This window comes from Comamonas composti DSM 21721 (assembly GCF_000429845.1).
GTDB classification, from domain to species: domain Bacteria; phylum Pseudomonadota; class Gammaproteobacteria; order Burkholderiales; family Burkholderiaceae_C; genus Comamonas; species Comamonas composti.
The window spans coordinates 12,107-24,851 of sequence record NZ_KE386974.1 but is presented as its reverse complement, the minus strand read 5'-3'; the positions used below and the strand labels follow the sequence as shown (position 1 = coordinate 24,851).

The 12,745-nt window shown below is 62.7% G+C and carries 11 protein-coding genes and 1 tRNA gene; 4 read left to right on the top strand and 8 right to left on the bottom strand.

Annotation, left to right across the window (positions count from 1 at the left end):
• Positions 1-82: 82 nt before the first annotated feature.
• The 7 genes from G486_RS0120300 to G486_RS0120270 all read right to left on the bottom strand — a co-directional run bounded on the left by G486_RS0120300 (position 83) and on the right by G486_RS0120270 (position 6,154).
• Positions 83-158, bottom strand: a tRNA-Val gene (locus G486_RS0120300).
• 15 nt (positions 159-173) lie between these two features.
• The gene (locus G486_RS0120295) at positions 174-446 is read right to left on the bottom strand and encodes an HU family DNA-binding protein (protein WP_027017181.1); all 273 of its coding nucleotides are present in this window, start codon (positions 444-446) and stop codon (positions 174-176) included.
• A 282-nt stretch (positions 447-728) separates the two neighbouring features.
• A complete protein-coding gene (gene pgsA, locus G486_RS0120290) occupies positions 729-1,298 on the bottom strand; it encodes a CDP-diacylglycerol--glycerol-3-phosphate 3-phosphatidyltransferase (protein WP_027017180.1) in 570 nt (189 codons plus the stop codon).
• Between the two features lie 105 nt (positions 1,299-1,403).
• Complete coding sequence (gene uvrC / locus G486_RS0120285) at positions 1,404-3,392, bottom strand: excinuclease ABC subunit UvrC (RefSeq protein WP_027017179.1); 1,989 nt, start codon at positions 3,390-3,392, stop codon at positions 1,404-1,406.
• A gap of 163 nt (positions 3,393-3,555) precedes the next feature.
• Positions 3,556-4,758: a CaiB/BaiF CoA transferase family protein gene (locus G486_RS0120280; RefSeq protein WP_407059813.1), complete on the bottom strand. Its 1,203-nt coding sequence runs from the start codon at positions 4,756-4,758 to the stop codon at positions 3,556-3,558.
• Between the two features lie 101 nt (positions 4,759-4,859).
• Positions 4,860-5,639, bottom strand: coding sequence for a DNA alkylation repair protein (locus tag G486_RS0120275; protein WP_027017177.1), 780 nt, complete (start codon positions 5,637-5,639; stop codon positions 4,860-4,862).
• Between the two features lie 8 nt (positions 5,640-5,647).
• On the bottom strand, positions 5,648-6,154 hold the full coding sequence (locus G486_RS0120270) for a MarR family winged helix-turn-helix transcriptional regulator (protein ID WP_027017176.1): 507 nt from the start codon (positions 6,152-6,154) through the stop codon (positions 5,648-5,650).
• 145 nt (positions 6,155-6,299) lie between these two features.
• Between G486_RS0120270 and earP the strand changes: the two genes are divergently transcribed.
• The 3 genes from earP to G486_RS0120255 all read left to right on the top strand — a co-directional run bounded on the left by earP (position 6,300) and on the right by G486_RS0120255 (position 9,783).
• A complete protein-coding gene (gene earP, locus G486_RS0120265; RefSeq protein ID WP_027017175.1) occupies positions 6,300-7,466 on the top strand; it encodes an elongation factor P maturation arginine rhamnosyltransferase EarP in 1,167 nt (388 codons plus the stop codon).
• 169 nt (positions 7,467-7,635) lie between these two features.
• Complete coding sequence (gene efp, locus G486_RS0120260) at positions 7,636-8,190, top strand: elongation factor P (protein ID WP_027017174.1); 555 nt, start codon at positions 7,636-7,638, stop codon at positions 8,188-8,190.
• Between the two features lie 237 nt (positions 8,191-8,427).
• Positions 8,428-9,783: an MATE family efflux transporter gene (locus G486_RS0120255; RefSeq protein ID WP_211233819.1), complete on the top strand. Its 1,356-nt coding sequence runs from the start codon at positions 8,428-8,430 to the stop codon at positions 9,781-9,783.
• Between the two features lie 89 nt (positions 9,784-9,872).
• On the opposite strand, the gene rimO is transcribed toward G486_RS0120255, so the two are convergent.
• A complete protein-coding gene (rimO, locus tag G486_RS0120250) occupies positions 9,873-11,288 on the bottom strand; it encodes a 30S ribosomal protein S12 methylthiotransferase RimO (RefSeq protein ID WP_034388624.1) in 1,416 nt (471 codons plus the stop codon).
• A gap of 267 nt (positions 11,289-11,555) precedes the next feature.
• On the opposite strand from rimO, the gene G486_RS22965 reads away from it, so the two are divergent.
• Entirely contained in the window at positions 11,556-12,221 is a 666-nt protein-coding gene (locus tag G486_RS22965; protein WP_051303704.1) for an HAD family hydrolase, read from the top strand.
• The last annotated feature ends 524 nt before the right edge of the window (positions 12,222-12,745 follow it).

Here is a 12,745-nt window from a genome sequence, read left to right as displayed (position 1 = left end):
GGCCAGGCCGCAGGCGTCTGATTAACAGGCAAAGAAAAAGGGCTTAGATTGCTCTAAGCCCTTGTTTCTACGGTAGTTTTGGTGGTGGGTGCTAACGGGGTCGAACCGCTGACCTACGCCTTGTAAGGGCGCCGCTCTACCAACTGAGCTAAGCACCCCACCTTAACTGGGTGTCAGTTCAAAGCATCCTTCAATGCCTTGCCCGGACGGAATTTTGGAACCTTTGCGGCCTTGATCTTGATGGTATCGCCGGTGCGAGGATTGCGACCGGTACGCGCGGCACGCTTGCCGACAGCGAATGTACCAAAACCAACGAGCGACACTGTACCACCTTTTTTGAGGGTCTTCTTCACAGCCTCGATCGTCGAATCCAGTGCGCGAGCTGCCGCAGCCTTGGAGATATCGGCATTGTTAGCGATGTGCTCAATCAGTTCGGTTTTATTCACAAGATGCCTCTCGAGAAATAAGTGAGTGGAATGTCTGTATGACCGTCTGCCCGCTGAAAACTATCAGCACCTGCAGTGCAATTTGCTGGATGCAGCACGAACTGTGGCAAAAAACCAAAGTCCCGAAACTGTCAATCTTTGCCATGCATCACGGCGACAGGCGCTGATTCTATGCGGTTTTCAGAGCGGTTTTGGCTTTGCACCTGTTTTTTTGCGGCGCTCATGCCTAGCAGCTTTACGGATTGACAGGAGCGGACACGGCGCAAGCACGCATGCAGTCGATCAACGCGCAATGCGCGCACGGATTTCCGGCAAGGCTTTTTGCAGGTAATACACCATGGACCAGACGGTGAGCACGGCCGCAATCCAGATCAGCACATGACCCCAGATCCCGGTGTCGATGAACCCGAAAAGCTGGCCGTCGTAGAGCAGAAACGGTATTGCCACCATCTGCGCCGTGGTCTTGAGCTTGCCCAGCATGTGCACCGCCACGCTCTTGCTGGCGCCCAACTGCGCCATCCATTCGCGCAGCGCGGAAATCGCGATCTCGCGGCCGATGATGATCAAGGCCACGAACACATCGGCGCGCTGCAGATGCACCAGCACCAGCAGCGAGGCACAGACCAGGAACTTGTCGGCCACGGGATCGAGAAATGCCCCGAAGGCCGAGGTCTGATCGAGCTTGCGCGCCAGATAGCCATCCAGCCAGTCCGTGGCCGCGAACGCCGCAAACATCACGGCCGCGATCAGGTTGCGCGTGGCCAGCTCCAGGGGCATGTAATACACCCCTATGAGCAAGGGAATCGCGATGATGCGCGTGCAAGTCAGCAGGGTCGGGATCGTGAAAAGCATGGGCGCCATTGTGTCATGCACCAGATGTTGTGAGCGATTCATGGCACTGCAGCTTGTCAGCCCTGTGTGGCAGGCCCGTGAACCTCGCGCATCGGATCACAGGACTCATCGCAAGGCCTTGTAGATGTCCTCGGCCAGGGCCGTGGAGATGCCCTCCACGTTGCACAGGTCCTCGACGCTGGCCTCGGCCACGCCGCGCACGCCGCCAAAGCGCTGCAGCAGGCGCGCGCGCTTCTTGGGGCCGACGCCGGGAATTTCCTCCAGGCGCCCCCCGCCCACGCGCACCTTGGCGCGCGCCGCGCGCATGCCGGTGATCGCGAAGCGGTGGGCCTCGTCGCGAATCTGCGCCACCAGCATCAGGGCCGCCGAGTCATGGCCCAGATAGACCTTGTCGCGCCCGTCGGCAAACACCAGCTCCTCCAGGCCGACCTTGCGGCCTTCGCCCTTTTCCACACCCACGATGCGCGAGATGTCCAGGCCCAGCTCGGTGAACACTTCGCGCGCCATGGCCACCTGGCCCTTGCCGCCATCGACCAGCACCAGATCCGGCAGGCGTTGCTGCTTGCCCGAGAGTTCGGCTCCGCCGGCCTCGCGCTGGGCCTGGGCCACGGGCTTGTAGCGGCGCTCCAGCACCTGGCGCATGGCTGCGTAATCGTCGCCGCCCGTGATCCCTGCGATGTTGAAGCGCCGGTATTCACTGCTTTGCATCTTGTGGTGGTGAAAGACCACACAGGAGGCCTGGGTCGCCTCGCCCGAAGTGTGGGAGATGTCAAAGCATTCGATGACCAGCTCTTCGAGCTTGTCAGCTCCCAGATCCAGCGCCTCGGCCAGCGCACGCGTGCGCGCCTGCTGCGAGCCCTCTTCGGCCAGCAGGCGCGCCAGCTGTATGTCGGCATTCTTCTGGGCCATGTCCAGCCACACACGGCGCTGCTCGCGCGGCTGCTGCACGGCCGTGATGCGCTGGCCCGATTGCTCGCCGAGCAGGGCCAGCAGCTTTTTGTCCACCGCGTGGCTGACGATGAGCAGCGGCGGCACGGCCTGGGCCGTGTAGTGCTGGGCCACGAAGGCCTGGAGCACGAGCTCCTCCACGGATGGCACGCGCGCAGGCGCACAGCCGTCTTGATCGGCGCCATCACCGTCTTCAGCGACTTCGCCCGCGCCGAGCTGCTGCACGGCCGCAGCCTCGCCGAGATTGGTTGGGAAGTAGGCACGGTCGCCCAGGTGGCGGCCGCCGCGCACCATGGCCAGGTTCACGCAGGCGCGCCCGCCCAGCACCTTGACGGCCAGGATGTCCACATCGCGCTCGTCGGCGGTTTCCACGGCCTGCTGGTGCAGCACGCGCGACAGGGCCGTGATCTGGTTGCGCACCTCGGCGGCCTTTTCGTATTCGAGCTTTTCGGCGTGCTCCATCATGCGCGCCTCAAGGCTGCGCAGCAGCTCCCGGGTCTCGCCGCGCAGCATGGCCTCGGCATCGCGCACGTCGAGCGCATAGGCCTCGGGCGAGATCAGGCCCACGCAGGGGCCGGTGCAGCGCTTGATCTGGTAGAGCAGGCAGGGCCGGCTGCGGTTGGCAAAGACCGTGTCCTCGCAACTGCGCAGCCTGAAGACTTTCTGCAGCAGCTGAATGCTTTCCTTGACCGCCCAGGCATTCGGATATGGGCCGAAGTAGCGGTGTTTCTTGTCGACGGAGCCACGGTAGTAGGCCATGCGCGGAAAGGTCTGGAATACAGGCTCGCCGCCCTGGCCGTCACGCGCGGCCACGCCCGTGAGCTTGAGGTAGGGATAGCTTTTGTCGTCGCGAAACAGGATGTTGTACTTGGGGTGCTGGGTCTTGATGAGGTTGTTTTCCAGCAGCAGGGCCTCGGCCTCGGAACGCACCACCGTGGTCTCCAGCCGCGCAATCTTGCTCACCATGTGGCCTATGCGCGTGCCGCCATGGTTTTTGCTGAAGTAGCTGGAGACGCGGCGCTTGAGATTGATGGCCTTGCCCACATACAGCAGCTGGTCGCCCGCATCGAAATAGCGGTAGACACCAGGCAGGCCCGGCAAGGCGGCCACCTGGGCCAGCAGTTGGGGTGAATGCGCTTCAGACATGGCACGTATTGTGGCCGCAGCCCGGCCCCTGCGCAGCGCCACCGCGCATCAGCCGCAGGCCGTGGATTTCATAGCAGCTAGCGCAAGTCCAGCGTCATATTCCAAAAAATAAGCACTGAAATCAAATCTGGGAGCGTGGTAGCCGCTATGATTTTTGCATCTGCTATTGGATTACGCCCTTGCTGCGCAGCAAGGCGATCTGTTCGGTGCTCAGCCCCGCCTCGGCCAGAACGGCATCCGTGTCCTCGCCCACATGGGGCGCACTGGAGCGCAGCGTGCCCGGGGTGAGCGAGAGCTTGGGCACGATGCCCGGCACCAGCAGTTGATCGCCGTCGCGCGTTGTCTGCGCAAGCAGCATGTCGCGCGCCCGGTAGTGCGGGTCCTCGGCAATGTCCCGGGCCGTATACAGCTTGCCGGCAGGCACGCGGGCCCGCGCCAGCTCCTGCATAACGGCCTGCACCCTGCGCCCACGCGTCCAGTCGCCAATCGCGGCATCGATCTCCTCCACCCGCGCCACGCGCCCCATGTTGTCGGCAAGGTCCGGGGCCTGGGCCAGGTCCTCACGGCCTATGGCGGTCATCAGGCGCTTGAAGATGGAGTCGCCATTGCCGGCCACCAGCACCCAGCCGTCCTCGCAGGGATAGGCATTGGACGGCGCAATGCCCGGCAGCGCGCTGCCAGCGGCCTCGCGCACGGCGCCAAAGGCGCTGTATTCGGGGATCAGGCTTTCCATGCAGTTGAACACGGCTTCGTGCAAGGCCACGTCGATGACCTGGCCCGGCCCGCCGTTCACCTTGTGGTGGTAGAGCGCCATCATCACGCCGATCACACCATGCAAAGCCGCCAGCGTATCGCCTATGGACACGCCTACGCGCACGGGCACGCGCCCCGGCTCGGCCGTGAGGTGGCGCAGGCCGCCCATGGCCTCGCCGATCACGCCAAAGCCCGGCAGGTCGCGGTAAGGCCCGGTCTGGCCATAGCCCGAAATGCGCAGGATCACCAGGCGCGGGTTGAGCGCATGCAACTGCTCTGGCGACATGCCCCAGCCCTCCAGCGTGCCGGGGCGGAAGTTCTCGACCAGCACATCGGCCTCGGCAATCAGCTGGCGCGCGATCTGCTGGGCCTCGGTCTGGCGCAGGTCCAGCGCCACCGAACGCTTGTTGCGCGACTGCACTTGCCACCAGACCGAGGTGCCGTTTTGCATCAAGCGCCAGTTGCGCAGCGGGTCCCCTGCGCCCGGCGCCTCGATCTTGATGACCTCGGCCCCGAACTCACCCAGGGTCTTGCCGCAAAACGGGCCTGCAATCAGCTGCCCCATCTCGATCACGCGCACGCCGCTCAGAGCGGCGGCCGGTATTTGTGCCATGTTCATCATCTGTTTCAGTGGTTCAAGCGCTGCGCGCCTTCTGCAGCCATGCGGGCTGGCGCAAACCGCAGCCAGAGGCCGGGCGCGAGCCGCCCGGGGAATCATTTTAGATTTCGCAGCGCGCGCTCGACGATGCGGCGCGTGGCCTGGCAGGGGCTGTCCTGCAGCCACTGCGCGCACAGCCCGCGCACCCAGTCGGGCCGGGTCTTGCCTGCATCGTTGAGCCAGTTGGCCACCGAGTCCTGCACATACACAGCCTCGTCGGCACGCAGCGCGACCAGAATGGGCAGGGCTTTTTGCGGATCGCGCTTGAGCCCCGCAATATGCGCGCACCATACGCCGCGCGGGCGCAAGGCCTCGCAGGCAAAGCGACGCAGCCGTGGCGAGGGCGAAGCCGTCCAGCGTGCGAGCAGCACCATGGCCTCGTCGAGCGCGTCCATCACATGCGGACGCAGCGCCAGCCAGGCCCATTCGCGCACGCCGAAATGCGCGTCATCGGCCAGCGCCTGCATCGCCTCCAGCCGGGCCTGCAAATCCAGGCCCTCGCGGGCCGCAATCATGAAGCAGGCCCAGCCGCGCACCGTATCCACGCCATGTTCGCGGCAACGTGCAATGCCCTGCTCGCCCAGCTCCTGCAGCAGCAGCTCGCCCATGGCAGCCATGCGTTTGAGAATGCCCAGGGCGCCCGCTTGCCGCGCCGCCTGCTGCGCCTTCTCCGAGAGATCAGGAAAGACTGTCGCCAGCAATTGCACCTGATCCAGTGCCAGGCATTCGACCAGATTCACGGTCTCCAGCTCTCCGCGCGACAAGGCCTGCAGCAAGGCCGGATCGATATCGGCCACGCGCACGGCGCCTTTTCGGGGTGCGGCCCCGGCCTTCATCGTGGCACTCATGGCGCCAGCGCCTCGTGCGGCTCGGCCAGCGAAGCCGAGACCTTGGCCAGCAACCGGCCCAGCTGCAGTTGCTCGGGCCCGGTCAGCGCAGCAAACAGCCCGCCAATCCAGCTGCTGTGCCGGCCCACGAGCTTTTTCGCCAGAGCCCTGCCCTTGCGCGTGAGCACGATGCGCAGCGCACGGCGATCGTTGGCATCAGCCTGACGCTCGACCAGGGCCTGGCTCTCCAGTCCATCAAGCAGGCCCGTGACTGTGGCCCGGCTCACGCCCGCCTGCGCCGCAAGCTCGGCCGGCGCCAGGCCTGCAGGCGCAGCCTCCAGCAGGAACAGCAGCACGAAACGCCCCTCGGACAAACCGTGGGGCGCAAGCAGCCGTGCACAGTCGCGATCTATGGCGGCGGCCAGGGACAGGGCTTGAAAGCACAGCCTCATGCCCTCCTGATCCGCCTGGCCCCGGCGTTCGGCATCGGCCAGCAAGGCCAGGTATTTCTGCTCCAGATGCATACAAGCTCTCCGCATTTGATTAGATGGCTAATTATATGCAAACAAACAAAATCGAAAAACCGCAGGAGAAATCACGGCAGCCGGCCTGGCGCCAGAGTCCGGCAGCGTCAGCATGGACAATGGCGGCTGGCCTGGACTTCATCACATGACCGCTTTCTCACCCCTGCCCGCCACAACCGCTGCAGCGCCCCCTGCGCCTGGCCCATCGAGAACCCTCATCTGGGATATCTTCTGCCAGGTCATAGACAACTTCGGCGACATAGGCGTGTGCTGGCGCACGGCCTGCGACCTTGCAGCACACGGCCAGCAGGTCCGGCTCTGGGTGGACGACGCCAGCGCACTGGATTGGATGGCGCCGCCCCCTCACCCCAGGGGACTGAGCCTGCACGGCTGGCCCGTAAGCCGGGAGCTGCTGCCCGCAATGGTTGGCGATGTCATCGTCGAAGCCTTTGGCTGCGAGATCCCCGCGCCCTTCGTCTCGGCAATTGCCAGGGCCAGCACTGAACGCACAGCCCTTGGAGCGGCTTCTTCGCCCGTCTGGATCAACCTCGAATACCTGTCGGCCGAGGACTATGTAGAGCGCTGCCACGGTCTGCCCTCGCCTTTGATGAGCGGGCCGGCGGCGGGACTGACGCGCTGGTTCTTCTACCCCGGGTTCACCGGGGCCACGGGCGGGCTGCTGCGCGAAGAGGATCTGCCTGCACGCCAGGCGGCCTTCGATCCCGCTGCCTGGCGTGCCCGCCACGGCATCGCCCCCCAAGATTGCGCGATCTCCCTGTTCTGCTACGAACCTCCGGCCCTGACCCACTGGCTTGCGCAACTGCAGGCCAGCCCGCCAGCCCCGCCTGGGGCCAGCACGCATTTGCTGCTCACTCCGGGGCGGGCCCGAAGCGCTGTTGCCGCAGCCCGCAGCCCCGACCACGCTGCCGTGTCCATGCATGAGCTGGCAGCCTGCAGCCAGGCCGAGTTCGACCACATGCTCTGGGCCTGCGACCTCAACCTGGTACGCGGCGAGGATTCGCTGGTGCGCGCGCTCTGGGCAGGCCAGCCCTTTGTCTGGCACATCTACCCCCAGCATGACAATGCCCACCATGCCAAGCTCGACGCATTTCTCGACTGGCTCGATGCACCGGCCTGCCTCAGGGCTTTCCACCACGCATGGAATGGCATGCGCGCTGCCACCGATCTGCCCCCGATCACCGCCGAGCGACTCGCCGAATGGCGGCAGTGTGTGCAATCGGCACGCAGCCGGCTGTTGCAACTGCCACCACTGGTGGAGCAGTTGCAAGCCTTTGTGGCAGAAAAAAGCTAGAATGCGTCTTTTGCTTCCCAGGGGTGGCGCTGCAGATATCTGCTGATATCTGTGGCAAAAGTCCATGTCCAGGGTTGACCCCCCGCCGCGCAATTGCGGCAGGCGCCCCGTCCCTGCGACCTTGCTTGCCTGCCGTAGCCAGCAGCTCCAACCTCCAGTTAAGCAAGTTATGAAAATCGCTCAAGAAATCCGCGCCGGCAACGTGATCATGCACGGCAAGGATCCCATGATCGTTCTGAAGACCGAATACGCTCGCGGCGGCCGCGGCGCAGCCACCGTGCGCATGAAGCTCAAGGCCCTGCTGTCCAACATGGGCACCGAAGTCGTGTTCAAGGCCGACGACAAGATCGACAACGTCATCCTCGACAAGAAGGAGTGCACCTACTCCTACTTTGCCGACCCCATGTATGTGTGGATGGACTCCGAGTACAACCAGTACGAAGTCGAAGCCGGCAACATGGGCGACGCCATCAGCTACCTCGAAGACGGCATGGAAGCCGAAGTCGTGTTCTACGACGGCAAGGCCATCTCCTGCGAACTGCCCACCTCCGTGGTGCGCGAAATCACCTGGACCGAGCCCGCCGTCAAGGGCGACACCTCGGGCAAGGTCATGAAGCCTGCGAAGATTGCCACGGGCTTTGAAGTGGCCGTTCCCCTGTTTGTTGACCAGGGCGACAAGATTGAAATCGACACCCGCACCGGCGAATATCGCAAGCGCGTGTAAGCGACAGGCCTCAAGCCTGCGCCACAATCTTGAAGCCCCTGGCAGCCTTTGCCAGGGGCTTTTTGTTTGCCCGGCTCCATCGCATCGCCCGCATCCCAGGCAATCCGGCTTGATGGAGCCCGCCAACCACGGGCAACGTCCCTCGCCAGACAAGCTCTCGTCCCAATAGCAGATAACAAAATGACGGAATCCTTGAAAACCTCGCTCCCCCCTGCCCAGGCGTCTCCGCCCCAGGGCATGCCGCCTGGCGCGGCCCCGCCACTATGGCAAGTCTTCATGCGCTTTCTCGGGCCCATGATTCTTGCCAACATACTTCAGTCGCTGTCGGGCACGATCAACAGCATTTTTCTGGGCCAGATGCTGGGCACCACGGCCCTGGCCGCAGTGGCGGCCTTTTTCCCGATTCTTTTCGTTTTCATCGCCTTCATGATCGGTCTGGGCGCAGGGTCCTCGGTGCTCATAGGCCAGGCCTGGGGAGCACGCATGCCCGACAAGGTGCGCGCCCTCGGCGGCACTGCCTTGTGCATGGGCCTGATCTTCGGGGCACTCGTGGCCTTGTTCGGCGGTCTGTTCACCGAGCCCTTGATGCGGCTCTTGAACACGCCAGCCAACATCATCGAGGAAGCCACGCTGTACTCGCGCCTGGTGCTGCTGGCCATGCCGGGCCTGTGCGTGTTCCTGCTGTCCACATCCATGCTGCGCGGTGTGGGCGATACGCTGTCGCCCATGTGGGCGCTGCTGATCAGCACGGCCGTGGGCCTGGTTCTCACGCCTGCGCTCATCCAGGGCTGGTGGGGTCTGCCGCAACTGGGCGTGGCCAGCGCCGGCGTGTCCATGATTGCAGGCTATGCGCTGTCGCTGAGCTGGCTGGCCTGGCGACTGAGGCATATCCGCAGCCCGCTGGCACCCAACCGCGCGCTATGGCAGGCCCTGCGCCTGGACATGGCGCTTGCCAAAAGCATCTTGCGCGTAGGCATTCCCACGGGCGTGCAAATGGTGGCCAGCTCACTCGCCGCCCTGGTCGTGGTCTCGCTGATCAACAGTTTTGGCTCGGACGCCACGGCCGCCTATGGCGCAGTCAATCAGATCAACTCGTTTGCCCAGTTCCCCGTGATCTCGGTCGCGATCACGGCCTCCATACTCAGCGCCCAGGCCATTGGTGCGGGCCGCAGCGAGCGGCTGGGCGCCATCACGGCCACGGCGCTGCGCATGAACCTGATGCTGGGCTGCGCCCTGGCCGTACTGGGCAGCTTCTTCGCACGCCCGCTGCTGGCCCTGTTCATCACCGATGACAAGGTCTTGCACATGGCCGTGGAGCTGCTGCTCATCATTCTCTGGAGCGGCGTGATCCTGGGCTTTTTCATCACCCTGTCCTCGGTGATGCGTGCCAGCGGCGATGTGCTGATACCCACGGCCATCACCATTGGTGTGCTGGGCCTGCTGGAGCTACCCCTGGCCTGGGCCTTGAGTCAGCACTACGGCCTGATCGGCATCTGGATGGCTTTTCCGCTGTCCTACACCCTCACCCTGGGCCTGCAGGCGCTCTACTACCTCAAGGTCTGGAAGCAAAAGCCCATTCAGCGCATGGTCTGAAACAGCTGATTTCTTACATAAAAAGAGCCTGTAGCGCTTGACAGGAAAGCGCTACAAGCTCTTTTTTTCATAGCATCAAGCCCAAAAAATCAAATTGGCTGCCCTATGAGGTCATGACCTTGGGCGCCCACAATGCGCACGCTGATCAAATCACCCACCTTGTAGGTCTTGCTGGCTTTTTCCGGCGGCTGGATGTGGACCACGCCATCGATCTCGGGCGCATCGGCATAGGTACGGCCCAGACCGCCCTTTTTGCCCAGGCTGACCGATTTGTCCACCAGCACCTTCATCACCTGGCCTACGCGGCGCTGCAGGCGCTTGGCGGAGACCTCTTCGGCCACTTCCATAAAGCGGGCACGGCGGGCCTCGCGCACTTCCTCGGGCAGCATGCCGGGCAGCTCGTTGGCGGTGGCGCCTTCCACGGGGCTGTAGGCAAAGCAGCCGGCGCGGTCGATCTCAGCCTCGCGGATAAAGTCCAGCAGGTGCTCGAACTCTTCCTCGGTCTCGCCAGGAAAGCCTGCGATGAAGGTGGAGCGAATCACCAGATCCGGGCAGATGGCGCGCCACTCGCGGATGCGGTCCAGGTTTTTCTCGCCGGAGGCCGGGCGCTTCATGCGCTTCAGGACATCGGGGTGGCTGTGCTGCAGCGGCACGTCCAGATAAGGCAGGACCAGGCCCTGGGCCATCAGCGGCAAAATGCTGTCCACCGTGGGATAGGGGTAGACATAGTGCAGGCGCACCCAGGCGCCGTGGGCGGCGGCCAGCTTGCCCAGCTCTTCGGTCAGCTCCAGCATGCGGGTCTTGACCGGCTTGCCGTCCCAGAAACCGGTGCGGTACTTCACATCCACGCCATAGGCGGACGTATCTTGGCTGATGACCAACAGCTCCTTGACGCCGCCTTCAAACAGCGCCTTGGCCTCCTTGAGCACATCACCAATCGGGCGCGACACCAGATCGCCGCGCATGCTGGGGATGATGCAGAAGGTGCAGCGGTGGTTGCAGCCCTCGGAAATTTTCAGATAGGCATAGTGCTTGGGCGTGAGCTTGATGCCGGCATCGCCAAAGCTGCCAGGCACCAGATCCACAAAGGGGTCATGGGGCTTGGGCAGGTGCTGGTGCACGGCATCCATCACCTCCTGCGTGGCGTGCGGCCCGGTGACGGCCAGCACGCTGGGGTGGACCTCGGCCACCATGCTGGCGCCGCCCTCCTTGCCGGCCTTGGCGCCCAGGCAGCCGGTGACGATCACCTTGCCATTAGCGGCCAGGGCCTCGCCAATGGTGTCCAGGCTTTCCTTGACGGCGTCGTCGATAAAGCCGCAGGTGTTGACGATGACCAGGTCCGCACCCTCAAAGGTCTTGGAGGTCTGGTAGCCCTCTGCGCTGAGCTGGGTCAGGATGAGTTCGGAATCGGTGAGGGCCTTGGGGCAGCCCAGGGAAACAAAGCCCACGCGCGGCACTGCGGCCGCTGGCGTGAGAGAGATGGTAGCGTCGCTCGTGGAGGTCATAGGGGCGGTATTTTCCCAGTTCTTTGAGCTTTTGGGGCGCCCAGGGACATGAATCGAGCCCGATCCATCCTTTTGCGGGCCTGCTCACAAACAGGTGCAGGCTGCGGGCCTTCGCCCCTGAACAAGCGCTCCCTGAACACCCTTATAAATAATAGCCATACCGCTGCGTCAGCCAATTCATGGGCGCTCCCGCAGCTGAAATCAATTCAACGGGAAAATAATCAAAAATGATGTTCACGATGCTTAAGAATTTTCAAGGAGTATTCAATGAAGCATTTTTCCGCGATTTGTTTTGATATGGATGGCGTACTGATTCAGTCGCGTGAAGCAACGGAAAAGGCCTGGATGGCCGTAGGTCATGAATATGGGGTGAATATAGACATCACGATGATGAATTCTTATATTCATGGCCGCCCTGGTTTTGAGGTCATCAGCACACTTTTCAAGCATTTGTCGCCGCCGGAGCAACACCTGATTCAGGAGAAAGCAAGCCGCATCGAAGCCATGTATCCCGCTCCATTGACCTGGGGTGTCAGAGAGTTCATCAAATGCCTCAAGAGCCAATCCATCCCTTTGGCACTTGTTACCAGCAGCGATGCTGAACGAGTCGGAATTCTGCTCAGAGCCCATGGTATGGAAAGCGTATTCGATGCAATCGTAAGCCGTGACGACACACCAACGAATAAACCCGAGCCCGAATGCTATCTAGCCGCAGCCAGGTATTTAAACACAGCTCCTGAGAAATGTCTGGTTTTCGAAGATTCACGCAGCGGCATGCTGGCCGCCATTCGAAGTGGAGCCCAAGGCATAGGAATTGGCTCTGATCAGGAGCTGATACAAATGGGGGCCAAAGCACTTCTTCAGGATTTCCATGGTCTTGAAATAATTTCCATACAAAATCATTCCTATATTTTGAAGTCAGAAAATTTCTGACACATATTTTTAAATATTTTGAATACGAGCTGGGCCAACTGGCTGTTATCTCAAGAGCCGCAAAGTCTCAGAGCGTGTTTGCGATCTCTACGCAGGCGCGTTGGAGCGCAATCGGGATGAGTTCGAGTCGATGGGCCGCAGCTTGCACCGGGGTGCAAGCAAGGGCCAGCGCGAAGAAATCGCCCGATTTCGCTCCAACCCTTGGGGACAGTGTCTTTGCGGGCGGCCTACAGCGTTGCGAATCCTCGCAATAGCATGGCTATTGCTGCGGTATCGCGCCTTGTATCTCATCCCGCAAAGACACTGGCGCGCCGCGAGGAGATCGTAAACACGCTCTCAGCCCGATCACTGATCTCGCCCCCTCCGCACCCGCCACCTCAGCCTCCGCCGGTGCTGAGCGCTTGCACAAAGTCATGGCTCGACTCAGGGCTTGACGACACCCATCTCTCCCAAATGCCAGGCAAGCCACACATGCCTGCGCCTCCTCGCCCAACACCCGCTGCCTGCCTGCCTGCCTGCCTGCC